General features: G+C 65.8%; 7 protein-coding genes. 1 reads left to right on the top strand and 6 read right to left on the bottom strand.

The features are described 5' to 3' along the window. Positions 1–44: 44 nt before the first annotated feature. From fhuB to ABH945_RS26950, 4 genes are read right to left on the bottom strand one after another with little or no spacing between them, the layout of a single operon-like run. A complete protein-coding gene (gene fhuB / locus ABH945_RS26965; RefSeq protein ID WP_429252556.1) occupies positions 45–2,090 on the bottom strand; it encodes a Fe(3+)-hydroxamate ABC transporter permease FhuB in 2,046 nt (681 codons plus the stop codon). Next, positions 2,087–3,109 carry an ABC transporter substrate-binding protein gene (locus ABH945_RS26960; protein ID WP_429252555.1) on the bottom strand — a complete coding sequence of 341 codons (1,023 nt, stop codon included), beginning with the start codon at positions 3,107–3,109 and terminating at the stop codon, positions 2,087–2,089. Before ABH945_RS26960 ends, fhuB begins: the two co-directional genes overlap by 4 nt. Positions 3,110–3,111: 2 nt before the next feature. After that, positions 3,112–3,966: an ATP-binding cassette domain-containing protein gene (locus ABH945_RS26955; RefSeq protein WP_253189793.1), complete on the bottom strand. Its 855-nt coding sequence runs from the start codon at positions 3,964–3,966 to the stop codon at positions 3,112–3,114. A 36-nt stretch (positions 3,967–4,002) separates the two neighbouring features. Further along, on the bottom strand, positions 4,003–6,201 hold the full coding sequence (locus tag ABH945_RS26950; protein WP_429252554.1) for a TonB-dependent siderophore receptor: 2,199 nt from the start codon (positions 6,199–6,201) through the stop codon (positions 4,003–4,005). Between the two features lie 258 nt (positions 6,202–6,459). Between ABH945_RS26950 and ABH945_RS26945 the strand changes: the two genes are divergently transcribed. Then, entirely contained in the window at positions 6,460–7,260 is an 801-nt protein-coding gene (locus ABH945_RS26945; RefSeq protein WP_074767236.1) for an AraC family transcriptional regulator, read from the top strand. Between the two features lie 76 nt (positions 7,261–7,336). Here ABH945_RS26945 and ABH945_RS26940 read toward each other — a convergent pair whose 3' ends face one another. Continuing rightward, positions 7,337–12,931 (bottom strand): amino acid adenylation domain-containing protein, encoded by a 5,595-nt coding sequence (locus ABH945_RS26940; RefSeq protein WP_429252553.1) that lies wholly within the window; start codon positions 12,929–12,931, stop codon positions 7,337–7,339. An 8-nt stretch (positions 12,932–12,939) separates the two neighbouring features. Continuing rightward, positions 12,940–24,204: an amino acid adenylation domain-containing protein gene (locus ABH945_RS26935; protein WP_429252552.1), complete on the bottom strand. Its 11,265-nt coding sequence runs from the start codon at positions 24,202–24,204 to the stop codon at positions 12,940–12,942. Between the last annotated feature and the right edge of the window lie 14 nt (positions 24,205–24,218).

Raw genomic sequence — 24,218 nt, 5'->3', positions numbered from 1 at the left:
TGGAGTGTCGAAAGTTCTAAAAGCAGATAAGACGCTGAGGCGGCTTAGCGGCGTCGGCCGAGCAGCCACATCAGATAAGGCGCGCCGATCAGCGTCGCGACGAGGCCGGCGGGCAGTTCGCGCGGCATCAGCAGCGCACGCCCGAGCCAGTCGGCGACGACGATCGTCAACGCGCCGATCGGCGCGGCCAGCAGCACCTGCTGCAAAGGCCGGCGCGCGCCGAGAAGCCGCGCGAAATGCGGCGCGGTCAGACCGACAAACGACAACGGACCGACCACCAGCGTGGCGGCCGCCGTCAGCAACGCAATTAGCAGAAGCAGCGCGAAGCGCGCGCCGCGCGTGGACACGCCGAGCGCGCGCGCCGACGCTTCGCCGAGCGGCAAAATTTGCAGCCAGCGGTTGAACAGCGGCGTCGCCGCGCACAACCCGACGCACAGAACGAGCGCGAGCGCCGCGTCGGTTGGCGTGATCGTGTAGGTCGAACCGGCGAGCCATTGCAGCAACGTGGTCGCGCGTTCGCCGCCGCTCGCGATGGCAACCGCGACCACGGCCTGAAACAGCGCGCCGATGGCGACGCCTGCGAGCAGCACGCGATCCGGCGCGAAACGCGAACGCTGCGAGAACCAGAGGATCGCGAGCAACGCGGCCAGTGCGCCGGCCGCGCTCGCCGCGATGCGCGCGGTGTGTCCCGCATCGCCGAAACCGACCACCATCGCGATCAGACCGAGCGCCGCGCCCGCGCTGACGCCGAGCACCTCGGGACTCGCCAGCGGATTGCCGGTGACGCGCTGCATCAGCGTGCCGGCAACCGCGAGCATCGCTCCGGCGGCCAGCGCGGCGAGGGCGCGCGGCGCGCGCCAGATCGCCACGCGCGAGAACTCGTCGAGGCTGCTGAAGTGCCAGCCAGCCGGGCCGTGACCGAAGTCCAGCGCGAGCACGAGCGCGACGAGCGTGATCACCACCACGCTGATCAAGCGCCGCCGGAACGAAGCCGCAGCGACCGGATGCTGACGCGCGGCGTTGTCGTTGCCGTCCGGCAAACGTGTCGCGCGATGCATGCGCGCGAGCAGCATCAGCATCAGCGGAGCGCCGAACAGTGCGGTGGCAGCGCCGGTCGGAATCAGGTCGCCCATCACGCCGGATAGCTGCTGCACGGCCTGATCGGTGAGCCACAGAATCAGCGCGCCGCACAACGGTGCGATCACCAGACGCTGCGACAGGCGTCGCGCGCCCGCCATCTGCGCGAGCGCGGGCGCGGCCAGGCCGACAAAGCCAATCACGCCGACTGCGCTGACCACCGCCGCGCTCAGCACGACCGCGAGCGCGAGGGCGGCGAGCCGCATGCGCCGCAACGACATGCCGAGGCTGCGCGCGTTGACGTCGTCGAGACCGAACAGCGTCATCGGACGCAGGAGCACGAACGCGAGCACGCCGCCGATCGCGAGGCGCGACGCGAGCATCGTCACGTTGCTCCAGTCCTGCTGGACCAGCGAGCCGCCGCCCCAGATGAACAGCCCGCGCAGATACGGCGCGTAGAACAGTTGCAGCGCGACGCCGATCGAGCCGCAATACAGCGTGACGACGAGTCCCGCGACCGCGACGGTGACCGGCGCGAGTCCGCTGCGCCACGACAGGCCGAACACGATTGCCGCCGTGATCAACGCGCCGCCGAGCGCGATCCATTGATCGGCGCCGAGCAGCGCGGGCGCCCACAGCGTCGCGACCGTCAGCGCGAGTTGTGCGCCGGCCGATACGCCGAGCGTCATCGGTTCGGCGAGCGGATTGCGCAGCACCTGCTGGAAGATCGTGCCGGCGAGCCCGAGCGTCGCGCCGCACAGCCAGCTGATGACCAGACGTGGCAGCCAGCTATCGTGCGTGATGATTTGCTGGATGTCTTTCGTATCCGGCGACCACAGCGCATGCCACCACAGCGACGGCGGCAGGATCGCCGACAGACTGTCGACGCTCAGCGCAAGTGCTGCGCCGAGCGCGAGCAGGCCGATCGCTGCGGGCAGCCACACGCGTAGCGTGAAGCGCCGTGCATCGGGGCGGGTGGGGCGAATGGGGCGACTGGGTCGGGCGATGTTCATCGGCGTGTCGGCAGGTTCGCTACGGTGTTCGACGCAGTTTTCTGCGAGGGCGCTTGCGTCAGCGCGGCGCTCAATGCATCGGCGAAGCGCACGGCCGAGGGCAGCATGCCGAAGCCCCAGAACGGCGGCAGCGTGCCGACGCGGCCTTCGGCGACCGCGGGCAACGCATGCCACAGGCGGTTCGACGCGAGCGTGCGCGCGACGCCGGTGGGCAGCGGGTCGAAATAGAACAGATCGGCGGACGGCGATGCCGCGAGCTTTTCGAGTCCGGCGACGCCGATGCCCCAATAATCGGTGGGACCGTGCCAGGCGTTGGTCACGTCGAGCGCGTCCATCACATCCTGGAACAGACTGCGCGCACCGTAGACACCGATATGCCGGCCGTCGAAAAAACGGATCAGGTAGAGCGGACGCGGCGCGACCGGCGGTTGGCAGCGCGCGCGATGCGCCGCGATTTGCGCGCGGCTGGCCGCGAGCGCGCGGTCGGTCGCGTCGATCAGCGCGTGGCCGGCAGCGGGACGGCCGCACAGGTCGGCGAGTTGCAGCGTGACTTGCTGCGAGTGACGCAGCGGCGCGCCTGCATCGGTATAGACGGCGAACGCGCGCACCGGCGCAATGCGTTCGAGCATCTCGCGCTGCGATTCCTGACTCGAATTGATGAGGATCAGATCGGGCGCGAGCTGTTGCAAAAGTTCGAGGCTGGGCGCGAGACGCAACCCGACATCGGGCACGTGCGCGGGCACCAGCGGGCTGACCACGCTTTCGTTATAAGCATCGATTTCGCTGACGCCAACCGGCGTGACGCCGATCGCCAGCAGGGTTTCGACCAGACCCCAGTCGAGCACGACGAGACGCGGCGCGGCGCCTGGCGACTTCGTCGCGGACGAAGCAGCCGGACTCGCGGCAAGGCCGACGGCGGCGCGCGCGCTTTGCAGCGGCGTGCCGAGTAGTGACGCGCCAGCCAATGGCGCCAGCAGCGGCGCCCACGCGGCAGAACGGAGAAACTCGCGACGGCGCATGGTCAGCGCGCCACGCCAAGCCGGCTACCGCTATGCGGATGCATGACGATGTCCATCGGAATGCCGTAAATCGATTCGAGCACGTCGCTCTGCATGACGTCGGCGGGCGTGCCGCGCGTCAACAGACGACCGGTGTGCAATGCAATCAGTTCGTCGCAGAAACGCGTGGCGAGGTTGATGTCGTGCAGCACGATCACCACGGTCAACGCGTGGCTATCGGTGAGTTGGCGCAGCAGTCGCAGCACGTCGATCTGATGCGCGATATCGAGTGCGGAAGTCGGCTCGTCGAGTAGCAGGCACGACGCGCCTTGTGCGACCAGCATCGCGAGCCATACCCGTTGCCGCTCGCCGCCCGACAGATGATCGACCAGTTGCGATTCGAAACGCGCGGTGTCGGTGAGTTGCAGCGCCTCGTCGATTTTCGCGTGATCGGTCGCGCGCAAACGGCCGAGCGCACCGTGCCACGGATAACGCCCCAGCGCGACGAGTTCGCGCACGGTCATACCCGTGCCGGTCGGCGGATTTTGCGGCAGATAAGCCACCTGCCGCGCGAAATCGCGAGCCGGCCAGTCGGCGAGATCGGTGCCGTTCAGGCGGATCGTTCCGCGCGACGGCTTCTGCTGATTCGCGATCAGCTTCAGCAAGGTGCTCTTGCCCGAACCGTTGTGGCCGATCAACGCGATCATCCGGCCCGCGTGCAAGGTGAGGGTGAGCGGTTGCAACAGAACCCGGCCATCGGCCTCGAACGACGCACCGTCGAGTTGATACAACGCGGCGGGCGTCGCGCGAGCGTCCTCGTCATGAAGATCCTGCTTCGCCGCCGGCTGTTCGAGTTGCTGCTGGGTCATGTCGATCAACGCGCTCATCCTTGATTGCTTACTGCTCTGTCAGTCTTACCAGCGGTAGCGGGCCGTCGCCAGAACCTCGACGCCGTCGCCAAAGTGGCAGATGCCATAAGTCTGGCAGGACGCTGTGTAGGTGCGATTGAACAGGTTCGTACCGTTCACCGAGAACAGCCAGTGCTTGCCGGTGTCGTAGCGGATAGCCGCATCGAGCAGCGTGCGCGAGCCGACGTGGATCGTGTTCGTCTGGTCATAGCTCGCACCGACGTAACGCACGCCGCCGCCAAAGCTCAGGCCGCGCAGGATGCCCGCATGCAGCGTGTAGTCGAGCCACGCCGACGCGACGTTGCGCGGAATGCCCCACGTTTGCAGACCTTGCAGCGACACCGTCGAGCCGTCGATGGTGGTGCCGGTCAGGTTGCTTTCCGTCGAGACGCTGCTCAGATAGGTGTACGACGCGATCAGCGCGAGGTTGTCGGTCAGTTCCGCATGAGCTTCGAGTTCGAGGCCGCGTGCGCGCACCTGGCCGACCTGCACGGAGTAGGCCGAGTTATTCGGGTCCGAGCTGGCCACGTTGCGTTCCCTCAGGTCGAACAAGGCCGCCGTGACAAAGCTATTGAAGCCCGGTGGCTGATACTTCACGCCGATTTCGTACTGATCCGCAGTGGTCGGACGCAGCGGCGTGCCGCTGGCAGTCACGCCGATCTGCGGTGTGAACGACTTCGAGTAGCTCGCGTAAGGCGCAATGCCGTTGTCGAACAGATAGACGAGACCGGCCCGCCATGTGAACGCGCGATCCGACTGATTGATGTCGTAGCCCTGAATCGGATTGTTGTCTTCCGAACGCGCCCAGTCTTCACGCATGCCGACCAGGAAGCGCCATTTGCCGTAAGCGATCTGGTCCTGCGCGTAGGCGCCGAATTGCGACATCCGGTCCATGTCGTCGGAGGTGACGGTCGTGCCCGAGATCGGCAGATAGACCGGCGCGAACAGATTCAGGCTCGGCTGGACGAAGTTCGAACCGACCGTTTCGTTGTACAGCACGCGCTGGAAGTCGAAGCCGAACAGCACCGTATGCGACAGCGGGCCGGTGTTGAATTTCGCCTGGGCCTGGTTGTCGATGGTGAAGAACTTGGCGGTTTCCTCGTTCGTGAACGAGTACCGGTTGACCGTGGTCGTCGAACCCGAGATGAAACCGTTCGGGTACGGGAACACGTTCGCGAGGTCGTCGCTGACCACCGTGTAGCGCACGTTCTGACGGACCGTCCACGTCGGATCGAAGCGGTGTTCGAACTCGTAGCCAACCGAATATTGCGTGCGGGAGTGGTGATCGTAATCCGGGTCGCCGACGTTCGTGTGGCTCGAAATCTGGCCGTTCGGATTGAACAGCGCGCTGCCGCTCGCGGGCACGTAGTTGAAGTAGCCGACGTTCGGGTCGCGCTGATATTTCGCGAGCACGGTCAGCGTGGTGTTTTCGTCCGGCTTCCACGTGACGGCCGGCGCAATGTAGAGAGTCGACTCCTTCACGCCGTTCACCTGGGTTTTGGCGTCGGACGCCATGCCGGTCAGGCGGTACGTCAGCTTGCCGTCCGAGGTCAGCGGGCCGCCCATGTCGAAGCCGAATTCGGCGTGGTCATGGCTGCCGGTGGTCGCATAGATTTCGTGGATCGGCTCGTCGGTCGGGCGCTTGCTGACCAGGTTCGCGATACCGCCGGGGTTCGCCTGGCCATACAGCACCGACGACGGTCCCTTCATCACGTCGACGCGTTCGAGGCCGTACGTGTCGAAGTTCGGCACGCCGTAGCCGAAGGCCGAGCTGCTCGGCATCCGCGAGCCGTCCAGATACTGCTCGAGAACGAAGCCACGGCTGTAGAGATAGGGGGCGGCGGCCGTCGAGTTGCCCAACTGCTCGGAGACCACGCCGGCGGTGTAGCGCAACGCTTCCGCGACGGTGTTCGCGCCTTGCATCGTCATCTGGTCGCGCGTGACCACCGAAACCGACTGCGGCGTTTCGATCAGCGGCGTATCCGTCTTGGTCGCCGTGGCGGCGCTCACCGGCACGATGCCGTCGGCGGAACCGACTCGCGGATTGTCGCGCGAGCTGGACACCTTGACGGTCGGCAGGCTGGGCGAATCGGCTGTCCCGCCAGCCGGTGCATCCGACGATGTTTGTGCATACACCGCCGAGCTTCCGCTCAGCAGACAGAACAGCAAGCTAAGCGCGGTCGATCCGCGCACCCCGGTACTCATGTTGACTTCCCAAAAAAGACTGTTAATGAGAGTGATAATGATTCGCAATAAACTATAAACTGCTGGTTTGGCTAGCTCTTGGCGGCTATGGGACTACATGAAAATCGGGTGGGGTACGACAGATGGGATGACCAACAGATGCGGCCATGCGTCACTATAATCTGATAGCCTGTCGTTAGTCAGGACAAGATGATCGTGAAAATGGACAAAATTGGCTGGTTAGATGTATCGATTGGGTTTTAGGGCGCTAATTCGGACATGATCCAACCCAAGCTGCAAACTTTCGGCGACCGTTTCGCCACCCGCCCGGTCATTGCGCAAGCTATCGATTACGCCGACGGAACCCACGAAATCGCGCATGTTCACCACCGTGCGCAGCTCGTTTATGCAACCAGCGGCATCGTGCGAGCCGTCACGCCGCTCGGTCTCTGGATGCTCACGCCCGGCAACGCCTTGCTCATCGGATCGCAGATCGAGCATGAATTACATATGATCGGTCAAGTTTCGATGCGCACACTGTACATCGAGCCGGACGCGCTCGCGCCGCAGAAACCGGAGTGCCGGGTGATCGCGGTGGGCGATCTGCTGCGCGCGAGCATCGTCGGCCTGTTCGATGCGGGTTCGGACGAAGCGGGTGAAAGCCGTGCCGCGCTGATCGTCCCGCTGGTGCTGCGGTTGCTTCAGGACGCCGAGGACGGCGCGCTGGTGTCGCGGCTGCCGCTGCCGTCCAATTCGCGACTGCGCAATATCTGCGAAAGCCTGATCGCGCAGCCGGACAGCAACGACACGCTGGAGTTGTGGGCCGAGCGCGTCGGCGCCAGTTCGCGCACAGTCGCGCGGTTGTTTCGCCAGGAGACCGGCATGAGCTTCGGGCAGTGGCGCGAGCAACTGCGGCTCGCCGAGGCGATGTCGAAACTGTCGACCGGTCATTCGGCAAGCGACGTCGCGCAAGACCTCGGTTATGCCGATGTGCGCACCTTCACGGTGATGTTCAGGCGCGCGTTCGGCAGCACGCCGCAACAGTTCCGTCAGCAGTTTGGCGAGCCGGCGGTGGGTTAATGCGAGGTTGGGGCGCGCGGTTCATCCCGGTATCCCGCCACGTGGGCAGAACCCCGACCCTTCACCGCAATCCACCTCATCCAAACAGCCCCCGCACACTGTCGAGCAGCATCGGGTGATGCATGATGCTCGTGTGTCCCGCCGGCACGACCGCCAGCACGCTCTCGCTCGCGCCCGTGCGCGCCGACCAGTCGCGCGGCTTGCCGCTCTCCACCGATTCCGTCGACCACCACAACGTTAGCGGCGTGCGCAGTCTGGGCGTGCGGAACGTGTCGACGATCCGGCCGTGTTCGAGAATCACGTCGCATGCATCGTCGAACAGCGCGCGCTCGGTCGCGTTCACGCCTTGCGCCGCGTGCTGCGCGATCCAGATGCGCAGCGCGCGGACTTCGGCCTGAACATCGTCGTCGAGTTCGCGATCGGGCATCGCGTCGATCAGACCGGCCAGCGCGACGTCTTCGCCGCAGCGTTCCAGTTGCTCGAGCATCGCCATCACCACGCGTCCGCCAAACGACCAGCCGAGCAGCCGATACGGCCCATGCGGTTGCACGGCGCGAATGCGCGCGACGTAGTCGGCCGCCATCGCATCGAAATCGTCGGCGTACCAGTTGCGGTCGCTCAGCGACGGCGCCTGCAAGCCGAACAGCGTCGCGCGACCGTTCAGCGCCTTGGCGAGCGAGCGGTATTCGGCGACGAGGCCGTGTCCCGCGTGAATGCAGAAGACCGCGTGCGGCGCGTGGAGATCGTTCATCGGCACGACCCCGGCGGGCAGCGGCGCGAAGCGCGCGGCGTGTTGGGTTTCCGCGGTTTGAGTGGATGCCGAAGGTGCAAAACGTGAGCGCGCGAGAGCGCCGAGCGTGACTTCGAAGCGGACTCGTTGCATCCACAGCGCGAAGACTGCGCGGTCTTTCTCGTCGGCGGTGTCGGCTGAGTTCGCTGCAACGGAATCCTGCGCACTGGACACCGGCACACCATCTCTGACCGCCGCCTCGCGCAACCCCGCACCCGCCGCCTCGCCATCGATCAATCCCAGCAACAGCTCCTCGAACCGGTAAGCCAGCCGCTCCACGCCCGCTTCGCTCAACACCCCGGGGCTGTAGCGCCAATGCACGCTCAACCGCTCGCCGGAAATCAATGCGCCGATATCGAGCGCGTGATCCATCGTGTCGCGCTCGTCGGCCTGCGGGCCGGATCGCTCGTTTGCAAAACCGAAGCGGCCGCCCGACGGCAACGCCTGATCGAATCGGCCGAGGTAGTTGAAGCGCAGCGACGCGACCGGCAACGCGGCCAGCGCCGCGCGGCTCGCGTCGTCGCCCGCGTATTTCAGCGCGCCCCACGAGAAGCCGCGATCGGGCACCGCGCGCAACGTGTCGCGCACCATGTCGAGTGTGCGCGACGGGTCGGCATGATGAGCCAGAGCGAGCGGATATTGCGTCGTGAACCAGCCGACCGTGCGGCTCAGATCGACGCCGTCAATCAGGTCTTCACGCCCGTGTCCTTCGAGATCGATCAGCAGACGCGAACTGCCCGCCCAGGGCCCGAGCGTCTGGGCGAGCGCGGCCAGCAGCAGTTCCTCGGTACGCGCGTCGTCCGCGCGCGCGCCGCGTTGCACCAGACGCCGGGTCGCATCGGCGGACAGCTTCACCGTCACCACGCGGCTCGCCGACAGACGTCGATCGCCGTCGCCTTCGAGCGGCAACGCGGCGCTCGCGCCGTGCAGCATCTGCTGCCACCACGCCAGTTCCCACAGACGCTCGGCCTGCTGCGCGTAGTCATGCTGACGCGACGCCCAGATGCTCCACGGCGTGGTGATCGCGGGCAACGCGGCATCGGGACGCTCGTACAGCGCCTGAAGCTCTTCGAGCAGCACGCGCCACGACACCCCGTCCACGACCAGGTGATGAATCACGATTAGCAGACGCCGCTGCGTGCCCGCTTCAAAATACGCGGCGCGCAGCAGCGGACCTTGCTGCAGATCGAGACTGCGATGCAGCGCCGTGCCCGCGGCGGCGAGTTCGCTTTCCCACGTCTGCGGGTCGAGTTCGATGTGTTGCAGCAGGCTGGCCGTTTCCACCGGTGCGACGCGTTGCCGCCAGCGTGACGAACCTTTCGCCATCGCGTCGTCAGTGTTCCGTTCGAACCGCAGCCGCAGCGCATCGTGCCGCGCGACCCACTGCTGCAACGCGCGCTCGAGCGCGGCGGGATCGAGCGCCTCGCGCACCTCCAGCAACACCGCCTGATTCCAGTGCGCGAGTCCTTCGGGATGCTTGTCGAAGAACGCCGCCTGGATCGGCGTCAACGGTTGCGCGTCGTGCAATTCGGCGGCCTGGGCCTGCTCGGTTCCGTCGATGTCGCGCGCTACCTTCGCCATCTGCTCGACGCTTGGATGTTCGAACACCTGCTTCGGGGTCAGCAGAAGCCCGGCTTCGCGCGCGCGCGCCAGCAGTTGCAGGCTCAGGATCGAGTCGCCGCCCGCCGCGAAGAAGTTGACGGTTACGCCGCCGACTTCGCAGCCGAGCACCTGCTGCCAGATATCGAGCAACACCTGTTCGCGCCGGTTGCGCGGCGCGATGCGTTCGGCCGGTGCGGCATCGGCGAGGGCGGGCGCGGGCAACGCGCGGCGATCGAGCTTGCCGTTGGGCATGGTCGGCAAACGTTCGAGCGTGACGAAGGCGTTCGGCACCATGAAGGCGGGCAAACGCTGCGCGAGCGCATCACGCAACGCGTCGATCTGCGCGACGCCGACCACGTAGGCCACCAGTTGCTGCTGTTCTCGCTGCGTGTGCAGCATGACAGCCGCTTCGTCGATATCCGCGCAATCGCGCAGCGCCGCTTCGATTTCGCCGAGTTCGATGCGCTGTCCGCGCAGCTTGACCTGCTGATCGAGTCGTCCGAGAAACTGGATCGCGCCGTCTTCGCGGACCCGGCACAGGTCGCCGCTGCGATAAAGGCGCGCGCCGGGCGTGCCGTCTTCGTCCGGCACAAAGCGCTCGGCGGTCAGCGCCGCGCGGCCCAGGTAGCCGCGCGCGACGCACGCGCCGGTGATGCAAAGCTCGCCCGCGCCGCCGTGCGGCATCTGGTTGCCGTACGCGTCGAAGACGGCCGCGCCGCGACCCGGATACGGGCGGCCGATCGGCACGACGGTCTGGGTTGCATCGTCGGCGCTGGTGGTGTGGCGCAGCGCGGCGATTGCGGTCTCCGTTGGGCCGTAGAGGTTATCGAGCGCGATGTGCTTCAGCGGTCCGCGTTGCCAGCGTTCGAGCGCATCGCCCGGCAGCGCTTCACCGCCGACAGTGATCTGGCGCAGCGCGCGCAACGCATCGGCGGACGGCGCGCTGCGTTGCCACTGCTGCCACAGCGCGGTCGGAATGCGCGCAAACGTGACCTTGCCGCCGGTCAGCGTCGCGTTCAGTGTGTCGAGCGTCCAGGCCTGCGGCCCGCGCATGCGCACCGCGCCGCCTGCGAGTAGCGCGGGCAGAAGCTCGTGCAGCGCGACATCGAAATTGATCGTCGACGATTGCAGCATGATGTCGTTCGCGCCGATCCGGTAGGCGTCGCCGAAATCGCGCAAGTGCAGGCTCAGCGCTTCGTGATCGAGCGCGACGCCTTTCGGCCGTCCGGTCGATCCCGACGTGTAGAGCACATACGCAAGCTGACGCGGATGCACGGGCTCGTTCCAGCCGCTTGAATCTTCATCGGCGTGTTGGTCGATAGCGTCGATATCGATCTGCGGGCAGGCTCCGAACAGATCGCCAAGCCGCTCGCTGCACGCCCGGTCGACCACCACGGCCACCACGCCCGCGTCGTCGAGCATGTCGCGCAGACGCTCGTCCGGATAATCCGGGTCGAGCGGCACGTAGGCACCACCGGCCTTCCACACGGCGAGCAGCGCAACCGGCAGTCCGACCGAACGTGTCATGCACACGCCCACGCGCGTATCGCGGCCCACGCCCGCACGCTTGAGGCGGCGCGCAATCTGATTGCTGCGCCGGTCGAGCGCGGCGTAGGTCAGCATCGTGTCGCCGCAATAAAGCGCGGGCGCGTCGGGCTGCGCCGCCGCCCGCGCGACGATGCGCGGCACCACCGGCTCGAACGCGTACAGCCGCTCCGCCTGCGACGCGAGCGTCGCGCCGGATAGCACGATGTCGCCCGGTTTTAGCGACGGCGAGTCGGCGAATTGCACGAGCACCGCACGATAATCGCGCGCGAATCGTTCGATCGTTGCCGCGTCGAACATATCGCACGCGTAGCTGAAAATGGCGCGCAGACTATCGGGCGCTTCGATCACGTTTAGCGTGAGGTCGAAGCGTGCGGTGCCCGCGTCGCTGTCCACCGGCGTCGCGGTCAGGCCGGGCAGATCGATACATGCGTTCGGGTCCGCGTAGTCGAGGTTGAACATCACCTGAAACAGCGGCGAGTGCGACAGATCGCGGCCGGTTTGCAGACTGTCCAGCAGATGCGCGAACGGCAGGTCTTCGTGAGCCTGCGCGTCGAGCACGGTATCGCGCAACATGCGCAATTGCTGTTGCAGCGTAGCGGACGGAGAAATCTGGCTGCGGATCACCAGCGTGTTGACGAAAAAGCCCATCACCGGATGCGTCTCGACACGCTGACGCCCGGCCACCGGCACGCCGACCCATAGATCGGTTTCGCCGCTATAGCGATGCACCAGCAGATTGAACGCGTGCAGCAATGTCATGAATAGCGTGGCATCGTTGCTGCGCGAAAGCGCCTTGAGACGGCTCGCGAGAACGGCATCGAGATCGAGCGCGAAACGTGCGCCGACACCGTCGCGCACGGCGGGCCTGGCGCGATCCGCGGGCAGTGGCAGAACCGGCGCCGTGCCCGCGAGTTGCGTCGACCAGTACGACAGTTGTCGCGCGAGCGTGTCGCTGTCGATCCATTCGCGCTGCCACATCGCGACATCGCTAAATTGCAACGCCGAGTCGGGCGAACGGGTGACGTGGCCGCGCAACGCGTCGCCGTAGAAAGACACGAAATCGCGGATCAGCATGCCCATCGACCACGCATCCGAGATGATGTGGTGAATCACGATCTGCACGACGTAGGTGTCGTCGCTGAGCCGCAGTACGTCGAATCGCAATAGCGGATCGCGTTCGAGATCGAACGGCTGCGAGGCGGTTTGCCGCAGTTGCGCGCGCAACTGCGCGTCGGCGTCTTCCGCGCTCAAGCCGTCTACGGCATGACGCAGATCGCGATACACCGCGCGTGGCCCCGTGTCTGCCCGAACCTGCTGGAACGGCACGCCGTGGTCTTCGCCGAAACCGGTGCGCAGCACTTCGTGACGCGCAACCAGCGCGGCGAGCGCCGTGTCGAGCGCGGCCGTATCGAGCGCGCCGTCGATCCGCAACGCACGCGCAATGTTGTACGCGTGACTCGCGGGATCGAGCCGCCACAAGAACCACAAGCGCTCCTGCGCATGCGACAACGGTGCACGAGACGGACGGATCGCGAGCGGCACGATTGGCAGGATCGAACCGTCGATGCCATGCTCGCGCAAGCGCGCTTTGAAGCGCGCGCGCTTGTCGGCGGGCAACGCCGCGTAACGATGCGCGATTTCCAGATTTTCCTGATTCGCGTCGGGCGGCGCGCTGGAGTTCAAGCCTGCATTTGTAGCCAGATTCGCGGCTGTTTTCACGTCGGTAAGCATGAGGTTTCTCAATCCAGTTCGGCCAGCAGTTGTTTCATCGTGTCGCGTTGCGCGGCTTGCGTGGCCTGCGTCTGCGCGCCCGCCTCGGCGCTCTCGCGCAGATAGTCGGCGAGCTTTGCAACGGTGGCCTGCGCCAGCACGGCGGCCAGCGGCACCGGCCGCTGCAACGCACGGGTCAGTCGCGCGGCGATCTGCACCGCCAGCAGCGAATGGCCCCCGAGCGCATAGAAGTTGTCGTGGACGAACACTTGCGGCACGCCGAGCGCGTCCTGCCAGATATCGGCGATGGTTTGCTCGACCGGGTTGCGCGGTGCAACGGCGGGTGCGTCCGTGAGCGGCTCGGGTGGCGGCAATGCGCGACGGTCGAGCTTGCCGTTGGGCATCAGCGGCAAACGGTCGAGCCTGACGAACGCGCCGGGCATCCACGCATCGGGCAGGCGCGTGCTCAGGGTCTGCTGAAGCGTTGCGGTGTCGAACTCGCCGACCACATAGGCGATCAGCCGCTGATGTTCACCTTCGCCGTGCAGCGCGACCAGCGCTTGTGTGACGCCTGCGCAACTGCGCAGCGCCGCCTCGATTTCGCCGGGTTCGATCCGCTGACCGCGCAGCTTGATCTGCTGATCGATCCGGCCGAGGAATTGCACCGTGCCGTCCGCGCCGATCCGGCACAGGTCGCCGGTACGGTACAGACGCGCACCGGGCGTGCCGTCCGGATCGGGGACGAACTGCGCGGCAGTGAGGCCGGGACGGCCGAGATAGCCGCGCGCCAGGCAGTCGCCGCTGATGCACAGTTCGCCGAGACCACCTTGCGGCACGCGCAAGCCGTCTTCGTCGAGCAACGCGACGCCGCGCCCCGGATACGGACGGCCGATCGGCACGATCACGTGCGACGTGTCGCTCGCACTGGTGCGGTGATAGAGCGCGGCGACGGCGGTCTCCGTCGGGCCATACAGATTGTCGACGCGGATCGCCGCCAGCGGACCGGCCAGCCAGCGGGCAAGCGTATCGCCGGCCAGCGCTTCGCCGCCGACGGTGATCTGCCGCAACGCGCGCAATTGCGCGGCGGGCGGCGCGGCGCGTTGCCACTGCTGCCACAGCGAGGTGGGAATCCGCGCGAAGGTGACGCCCGCGTCGACCAGCGTCGCGTTCAACGAGTCGAGATCCCAGGCATCGGGGCCGCGCATTTCGACGCGGCCGCCTTGCAGCAACGCGGGCAGCAACTCGTGCAACGCGACGTCGAAATTGATCGTCGACGATTGCAGCACCACGTCGCCTGCATCGATCGCGTAGACCGACTGGAAGTCGGCGAGATGCAGACTCAGCGCGCGATGGCTGAGCGCGACGCCCTTCGGCTTGCCGGTCGAGCCCGACGTGTAGATCACGTACGCGAGTTGATCGGGCGCGACGGGTCGGTGCCAGCCTGGCGCGGGCGGCGGATTGTCTGCGGTGTCGCCCAGACACGCGGCCGAGTCGATGCAGATCACCTCGCGGCCATCGAACAGCGAGCCCAGTTGTTCGATGCACGCGGCGTCGGCGACTACATGGCGCACGCCCGCATCGTCGAGCATGCCGCTCAAACGCTCGCGCGGATAAGCCGGGTCGAGCGGCACATAAGCACCGCCCGCTTTCCAGATGCCGAACAGCGCAGCGGGCAAACCGACGCCACGCGTCACGCAGACACCGACGCGCTGATCGCCGCGCAATCCCGCGCGGTCGAGTTGCCGGCCGATGCGTGCGCTCCAGTCATCGAGTTCGCGATAGCTCAACGTGACGCCGCGGCAAGCGAGCGCGACGGCGTCGGGCTGACTCGCGGCACGCGCGCTGAAACGCGGCATCACCGGATCGAAGTCGTAGACGCGTTGCGGTTGCGTGTCGAACGCGTCGAACGTGTCGCCCGATAGCGCGATATCGCCGATTCGCGCGACACGTGCAGCATCATTCGTATCACGACCAACGTCGAGCACCGCCGACGCCAGTTGCGTCAGCACCCGCTCGTAATCCGCCGCCAGCCGCTCGACACTCGCGCGCCCGACGCGCTCGCCGTCCCACGCCCATTGCAGATCGAGCCGTTCGCGCGGCAGCACGGCGAGCGTCAGCGGGTAATGCGTGCGGTCGGCGCTGCGCAGCGCGCGAATCGTCAGGTCGTTGTCACTCGCGTCGAGCGCGCGGTCGAGCGGGTAGTTTTCGAACACGAACAGCGTGTCGAACAGGTTGTCGCCGCTGCGGCCGGTCCATTGCTGGATCCGCGTGATCGGCGTGTGTTCGTGTTCGCGCATCGCGTGATTCAGCGTGTGCAGTTCGCGCAGCCACGCAGCGGTGGGCGCGTCGGCGCGCGTGTCGACCCACAACGGCACGCTGTTGATGAACAGCCCCATCATCCGTTCGACGCCCGGCAGATCGGCCGGACGTCCCGACACGGTGACGCCGAACGCTGCGCGGCGGCGTCCGCCGTAACGCGCGATCAGGATCGCCCACGCGCCTTGCATCAGCGTGTTCAGCGTGACCTGCGCGCGTTGCGCCGCTTGTTGCAGATTCGCGTGCAGCGCGTCGGGCAGACGTGTCGCCCAGTCGTGCGAACCGGGTTCGGATTGCAGCGGACGGCCAAGACTCGGCGTGAGCAACGCGGCTTCGTCGGCCTCGGCCGACAACTCGCGCCACCAGTCAGCGTGATTGCGCGTGGCGTCGTCGTGAGCGAGCCAGCGGACATAGTCGCGATAGGCGACAGTCGGCGCACTCGTCGCCGGTGCAGCATCGCCCCGCACACGCGACCGATACGATCTGGTCAGCGCATTCAGCAATTGCGCGCTGCTCCAGCCGTCGAGCAACGCGTGATGGCTGGTCCAGACCAGATCGTGCGCGCCGTCGGGACGCGCGAACAGCGCGACGCGCATCAACGGCGCGCGACTCGGGTCGAAGTCGGTGCGCAGATCGGCTGCGAGCCATTGAGCGAGACGGGTTTCGTAGTTGTCGTTTGCGGCTTGATCGGCGTCGGGTTTAGCGTCGGCGTTGCGCCAGTCGTGCACGGCGAACGGCAACACCGCCTGGCGATGTACCACTTGCAGCGGCCCGCTTTCCTGGCCGAGTTCGAAGTGCGTGCGCAATACCGGATGCAGGTCGAGCGTGTCCTGCCATGCCGCCTGCAGGGCGCGCGGATCGAGCGTGCCGTCGAGCGTCAGACGTAGCTGGTTCAGATACATGCCCGCGCCGGCCGTCAGCAAACTGTGGAACAGCAGCCCTTGCTGCAACGGCGTGGCGGGATAGATATCGTCGATATCGTGAAGCGGCAGGCGCATCGCGTCCAGCGTGTTCTGGTCGATGCGCGCGAGCGGGAAATCGGCGGCGGTCGCGCCGGACGAAGCATCGACGCAATGCGCGATCAGTTCGCGCAGCGCCTGCACCGTTTGCGCGGCGAGGTGTTGCACGGCGGTGTGATTTAGCACGTCAGGGCTGAAGCGCCAGTGCAAGTCGAGCACACCGTCGACCACCAGCGCGGTGATATCGAGCAGATGCTCCATCGTGTCGCCGCCCGCGAGCGGCGCACCGGCGAATTCGTGTGAAAACCGCAGACGGGGTGCGTTATCGGCTGGATTCGCGGTGTGCGTGTCGGCGAGCGCCTGGTCGAATTGTCCGAGATAGTTGAAGCGTAGTTGCGCGCCCGGCCAGGCGGCGAGTTGCGGGTGTTTTGCTTCGTTGTTGCCGTTCGCGACGCTCGTGCGTTCGTCACGCAGACGGCCGAAATTGAAGCCTTGTTCCGGCACGCGACGCAGCGCTTCCTTGACTGCGATCAACGTGGTGGCGAAGGTCGCTGTTGATGCCGGCGCGCGCGGCAGTGCGAACGGATATTGAACCGTGAACCAGCCCACTGTTTGGCTCGGGTCGATGGTGTCGATCGGCGTGCTGCGGCCGTGTCCTTCGATATCGATCAACATCGGCGCAGTGTCGCCCGGCGACGCTGCGCCGAGCGTGTGCGCAAGTGCGGCAAGCAGTAGATCGTCGGCGCGGGTGCGATAGGCGTGCGACGTGTTCTGCAACAGATCGCGTGTGGCGGCTGCATCGAGTTCGACGCTGATCGTGCGGCTTGCGGCGAGGCTGCGGTCCGCGGTGCTGTCTACGTAGCCGCGGTGGCCGTGCATCAGTTCAGCGGGCAACGCCGGTTGTCCGACGCTCAGTGTGCGATGCCAGTAATCGAGTTCGGCGATGTCGGGTGACGCGGCGCTCGCCTGCGCGGCGACCCATGCGCTCCACGGAGCCGTGGGCGCGGACAGCGGCTGACCGGCGTAGAGCGAACGCAGATCGTCGAGCAGGACGCGCCATGACACGCCATCGACCGCGAGGTGATGAATCGCGATCAGCAGGCGGCGGCGCGGGCCCGCTTCGAAATAACCGGCGCGCACCAGCGGACCATGTTCGATATCAAGACTTTGCTGGATCGCCGCGCCTTCTCGCGCCAGCGCGTTGTCCCAATCGACGGAATCGAGGGCGATGTGGCGCAACAACGTTGCGTTCTCGCGCGGCGCGACCTGCTGTTGCCAGCCGTTTTCGCCGCGTGTGAAACGCAGACGCAATGCGTCGTGTCGCCGGACCAAACCGTTGAGCGCGTCGGCGAGGCGGGCGAGATCGAGTGACTCGGCGGCGTCGAGCAGCACGGACTGATTCCAGTGCGATTCGCCATCCGGGCGTCGCGCGAAAAACGCCGCCTGGATTGGCGTGAGCGGCAACGCGTCGTGACGCTCTACAGCGCGGTTCGATTCGTTGCTGCGTGCTGTCATGAGTTGCGCCTGCTGCGCGACGGTCGGATGCTCGAAAACCTGCTTCGGCGTCAGATGCCAACCGGCGCTGCGCACTCGCGAAATCAGTTGCAGACTGAGGATCGAATCGCCGCCCGCTTCGAAGAAGTTGACGTCGACGCTGTGGACAGGGTGGCCGAGGACGGTTTGCCAGATGTCCAGCAACGCGGCTTCGCGTGGCGAGCGCGGGGCGACTGCCTGCGAGTTGTCGTCGCTTTCCCATGCCGGTTCAGGGAGCGCGCGGCGGTCGAGTTTGCCGCTGGGTGTCAGCGGTAATGCGTCGAGCGTGACGATGGTCGACGGCAGCATGTGAGCGGGCAGCGTGCGCGACAGTTGCGCGCGCAGCGTAGCGCCTTGTGCTGTACCGGTGACATAGCCGATCAGACGCTGACGTGAACCCTCGCCCTTGATGGCGACGGCGGCGTTCTTCACGCCGTCACACGCGCAAAGGGCGGCTTCGATCTCGCCCGGCTCGATGCGGAAGCCGCGCAGTTTGATCTGCTGGTCGAGTCGGCCGAGCGGTTGCGGACGGCCTTCGTTGTTCAGTCGGCAAAGGTCACCCGTGCGGTACAGACGCGCCCCCGGCGCGCCATCGGGATCGGGCACGAAGCGCTCAGCCGTCAAGCCGGCCCGTCGCAGATACCCGCGCGCCAGATTGCTGCCGCCGATACACAGTTCACCTAGGCCGCCATCGGGCACGGCAAGGCCGTGCTGGTCGATCACGCGCAACACGGTTTCAGGAAGCGGATCGCCGTGCGTAATCGGCTGATCGGCAAACACCCGCGCACCCGACGAATAGATCGTGGTTTCGGTCGGGCCATACAGGTTCCACAACGATACGCCCCGCGCGATCAGCGCGGCGGCGAGGTCGGGATGCAACGGCTCACCCCCACTCAACCCCAGCAACGGACGATGCGCCGCCGACAGGTCATCGCGCCAGCCCGCTTCGAGCAGCATGCGCCATCCGCTGGGCGTAGCCTGGAATACGGTGGCCTGGCTGGCTTCGAGCCGCGCGGCCAGTGCGAAGCCGTCGCGCGCGGTCTGTGAGGAGACCATTTCAAGCGGCACGCCGCGCACGAGCGGCAGACAGAATTCGAGCAGCGAGATATCGAAGACAGGCGCGGATTCGCTGAGCCAGAGGTCGTCGTCGCGCAGGCCGGGGTTTAGCTCGATGCTGGCAACGAGGCGGTCGAGCGCGCCATGCGTGACGCCAACGCCTTTGGGCTTGCCCGTCGAGCCCGATGTGTAGATGACATAGGCAAGCTGGTCCGGGTGAATGGTGGCGAGTGCGGGAGGCGCGTGGAATTCCGTCCGATCGTTGCTCTCATACGTCCCTGCCGCCAGTTCTTCGTGCAACGCGCGAACATCGACCACATTGCGCCCTGCGAATGCATGTTCTGAAGAGTGTGTATCGGCAAGCACGTGCAGCACTTCGGCATCGTCGAGCATGGCGGCGATACGGTCAGCCGGATAAGCGGGATCGACGGGCAGATAAGCGGCACCGGCCATCCACGCGCCGAGCATCGCCGCGAGCAGCGAAGGCCCGCGCGCGACGCACACGGCGACGCAGCTATCGGGTTCAACGCCATCGCGCGCGAGACGTTCGGCGATTGCCGACGCCCACACCATCAGTTCGCGATAAGTCAGCGAAATATCCTCGCCACGAACCGCAATCGCATCCGCATCCGCCCGCAAAGCCGCCGTCTGCATAACCCGCTGCACCACCGGCACAAACGCATACCCGTCAAGCGGCACCGCATCACGCTTCGGCGCCGTCAACGTCAAACTCCGCAGCGCCAAATCCGGCCCCGCCACCAGCCAGTCGAGAATCTCGACGAAGTGATCCGCCATCCGTTCGATCGTCGATGCCGCGAAAATGTCGTCCGCGAAATCGAAATGCAGGCGCGCGTGATCCGCCGCGCCCGCAATATCGAGCTTCAGATCGAACTGCACTGCATCCGCCTGCTGGGCGAGCGGCTCGATCAGCAGGCCAGGCAGCGTGTGAGTCGAAGCGTCAGCCGCCTGCTGATAGTTGATCATCACCTGGAACAACGGCGTTGTATTCCGCTCGCGATTCGGCTGCAACGCTTCCACCAGCCGCGCGAACGGCAGGTCCGCGTGTGCATGCGCGTCGAGCGCGCGCTGGCGGACGTGATCGATCAACGCGGCGAACGTGTCCGCCGCGCCGAGATCCGCGCTCATCACGAGCGTATTCACGAAGCAGCCGATCATCGCGCCGGTCTCGATCTGCGTACGACCCGTAACCGGCACGCCGACGCGAATCTCGTTCTGTCCGCTATAGCGCTGCAACAGCACATCGAAAGCGGCCAGCATCACGATAAAAAGGCTGGCTTGCTGACCATCCGCAACCTGGCGGAGCGCGCGTATCCGTGCGGCGTCGAGCGTGCGCACCGTGCGTCCCAACTTGCGCCGGCGCTGTGCCGCACGCGGCTGCTTGAGCGGCAATTCGAGAACCGGATCGGTTTCGCCGAGCAATCCGCGCCAATACGCGAGCTGCTTGTCGAGCACTGCATCGTCCGCATGCAGACGCTGCCAGCGCGCGTAATCGCCGTATTGCACGCGCAATTCGGGCAGCACACGCGTGATATCGCCGTGTGCATGCGCCGTTCGATACAACGCGACCAGTTCGCCGATCAGCAGATCGACCGATTCGCCATCGCCGATGATGTGATGCAGCGTGAGATGCAGCACATACTGGTCGTCGTCAGACTGAATCAGCGTGACGCGCAACAGCGGATCGCGAGTGAGATCGAATGGCAAAGAAGCGGCAGCGCGCAGCAGCGACATGACTTCGTTTTCGCGCGTTTCAGGCGTACAGGTACGCAGATCGCGCGCGCTCCACACACAACGCGGTTCCGCATGAATCTGCTGATAGCCGACGCCATCCTCTTCGCCAAATGACGTACGCAACGCTTCATGCCGCAACGACAAAGCATCGAACGCACTGCGCAGTGCGGCGACATCGAGCGCTCCGTGCAGATTGACCGCGCACGTGATGTTATAAGCCGTGTCTTGCGGATCGTATTGCCACAGGAACCAGAGCCGCTCCTGGGCATGCGAAAGCGGCACGCGATTTTGCTCAGCGGGACGGCGTTCGAGCGGCGCGCGCTGCGTTCGCGTCTGCTCCTGCGCAATCGTACCGGCCGTTTCCAACTGCGCGGCCAGCGCACCGAGTCGCGGATGATCGAAGAACACGCGCAGCGGCAATTGCACGCCGAAGCTCTGTTCGATTCGCGCGGCCAGACGCACCGCGAGCAACGAATGGCCGCCACGCGCGAAGAAATCGTCGTTTGAATCGACATGCGCGACGCCAAGCACTTCACGCCAAAGCTCACCCAGCTTGTGACCGACCGCCGACAACGGCGCGGCATTCTCGTTGCGTTCTGCGGCGAATGATTCGTCGCCAGGGGCGGGCAGCGCGTGACGATCGAGCTTGCCGTTGATCGTCAACGGCAGGGCGTCGAGCACGACGAACGCGGACGGCACCAGGTGCGCGGGCAGATGCGCGGCGGCATAATCGCGCGCACTTTGCGCCAGCGTTGCCGGGTCGTGACGCGCGACCAGATAGGCGATCAACTGTGTGCCACGCTGTGGATGTTCGCGCGCAATCACCTCAGCCGATGCAATCTCAGGATGCTTCAACAGCGCCGCGCGCACCTCACCGGGTTCGATGCGAAAGCCACGCAATTTCACTTGCGCATCGTTGCGGCCCTGGTAGGCGAGATCGCCATCCGCGAGACGCCGCGCGATGTCGCCCGATCGATAAAGACGCGCGCCGGGTTGGCCGAACGGATCGGGAATGAAACGCTCCGCCGTCAGCGACGGACGATTCAGATAACCACGCGCCAGCCCCGCGCCGCCGACATACAGTTCGCCCTTTGCACCTCGCGGCACGGGGTTCAGATCGGCGTCGAGCAGATGCAGTTGCAGGTCGTCGAGCGCGCTGCCGATCGGGCTCGACAACGCGTTCGCCGTGCCGTGAATGTCGTCGTCGTGCAGCACGCGGCGCGTGACGTGCACGGTCGTTTCGGTAATGCCGTACATATTGACGAGCGCGGGCGCGTTGTCGCCGCGCATGCGGTGCCATGCGGCCAGCGCCGCCGGTTCCAGGCGCTCGCCGCCGAACACCACGACGCGCACGTCGCCGAACGGCTCCAGCGCGTGGAGGTCGGCCTGCATCAATGCATTGAATGCGGACGGCGTCTGATTGAGCACGGTGACGCGTTGCTCGCGTAGCAGACGTTGCAGCGCTGCGGGTTCACGCGTCGTCCAGTACGGCACGACGACCAGACGGCCGCCATGCACCAGCGCGCCGAACAGTTCCCATACGGAGAAATCGAATGCGTGCGAGTGGAACAAGGTCCACACATCGTTGCAACCGAAGTTGAATTTCGACGCGGTGCTGTCGAATAGACGTGCGAGATTTGCATGCGTGACGCCGACGCCTTTCGGCTTGCCGGTCGAGCCGGACGTGTAGATCACGTACGCGAGTTGCTCGGGGTGCAACTGCGTTTGCAATGGCGGCGTGTCCCGCGAATCGTCGCTGCCGGGCGTTTGCAGATTGGACGCATCGATTAACGTGACGTTGTGCGCGGCCGCCCACTCGCCGAGCGTCGCGACGCCATCGGCATCGGCGACGATGCAGCGCACGCTCGAATCGAGCAGTGTGTCTTGCAGACGTTCCAGCGGATATCGCGGATCGAGCGGCACATACGCAGCACCCGCTTTCAGAATGCCGAGCGCGCCCGCGACGAGCGCGAGCGAGCGTCCCGTGCACAGGCCGATGCGCGTATCAGTCATTGCCGATGCGCCGGATTGCGCGGCGAGTCGGCGCGCAATCCGGTTCGACCAGTCGTCGAGTTCGCGATAACTCAGCGCGCCTGTTTCGCCGGTGACCGCTTGCGCGTCGGGACGCGCGCGAACGTGATCGGCGATCCGGCTCAATACGTCGCGCGGGGCTTCCGGTTTTTGCTGCGCGACTTGAGCCGGTGCATCATCGCTCAGCGTGAGATCGGCAATGCAGCGTGACGTATCGCTTGAAAGCTGTTCGAGCAATTGCAGATAGTGTGCGATGAGCCGCCCGATGGTCGATGCGTCGAATCGGCCGGACGCGTAGACGACGTTCAACCGCGCGCCACGATCGTGTTCGACCAGATTGAACGACAGATCGAATTGCGCCGCGCTGGAATCGATTTCGCGCGTCGTGACGCTCAGGCCGGGTAGCGACAACAACGCCGCGCGATCGCTGCGTTGCATGCTGAACATCGCGTGAAACAGCGGGGTGTCGTCGTTGCGCGAAGCTTGCAGCGCCTGTACCAGACGCGCGAATGGCACCGCGCGATGTGCCTGCGCGTCGAGCAGGGTCTGACGGGTCTGCGCGAGCAGCGTGTCGAACGGGAGATTGCCGTTCAATTGCTGGCGTACGACCAGCGTGTTGACGAAATAGCCGATCAGGTTCTCGGTTTCGACGCCGTCACGTCCGCTCGACGGCACACCGATCCGCAGATCCGTTTCGCTGCTATAGCGATACAGCAGCGCGCCGAATGCCGCGAGTAGCGTCATGAAAAGCGTTGCACCTTGCGCGCGCGCCTGCGTCTGCAGATTGGTCAGTAAAGACGTGTCGATTTCACGCGTGATGCGGCCACCCGCAGCATCCGGCCGATGCGCGCGGGGACGGTCGAACGGCAGCGGCGACGGCGGCGTGTGCGTGCCGAGTTGCGCGCGCCAATAGTCGATGTGCGTTTGCAGCGCGGTGTCGTCGAGCCATTCGCGCTGCCATGTCGCGCAATCGCGGAATTGCAGCGCGTCGGGCGCGGGGTCGTGCGTGAGGGTGCCGTTCGACGCGTTCTGATAAGCCTGCGCGAGCGCACGGATCAGCACCGTCATCGACTGACCGTCGGTGATGATGTGATGCAGCGTCAGCAGCAACACATGCCGCATCGCGCTGATGCGGAACAGGTCGGTACGCATCGGCGGACCTGCTTCGAGATCGAACGGCTCGGTGACAGCCTGGCGAAGTGCGGCATCGAGCGCACTGCTTTCCACATGGCCTTGCGCGTCACGCAAATCGTGCACACGACACTGCGGCCACGGCGTGCCGTCGATGGTCTGCCGCGGCTCGCCGTCTCCGCGCTGGACAAAACGCGTCACGAGACTTTGATGCTGCCGCGCGACGTGACGCAACGCGAGATCGAGCGCGGCGATGTCGAGGTCGCCGTCGAGTTCGATTGCGCCCGGCATGTGATACGCCGGGTTGTCCGGTTGCAGTTTCCACAGGAACCACAGCTGTTCCTGTTCGAACGACAACGGCGCGGTGTTTTCCGCTGCTGCAATCGGCACGACCGGCAACGTCGCCGGATCGATCGATTGGGCGGCCACACGTTGCCGGAATTCCGCGCGCCGCTCGGGCGGCAGCGCTGCGTAACGGCGCGAGAGGGCGAGCATCTGCGGATTCGGTTGAGTCATAACGTCAGGGTCGG

This window comes from Paraburkholderia sp. GAS333 (assembly GCF_050435665.1).
Classification (GTDB): domain Bacteria; phylum Pseudomonadota; class Gammaproteobacteria; order Burkholderiales; family Burkholderiaceae; genus Paraburkholderia; species Paraburkholderia fungorum_A.
The sequence above is the reverse complement of the archived record's forward strand: the minus strand, read 5'-3'. Positions and strand labels throughout refer to the sequence as shown.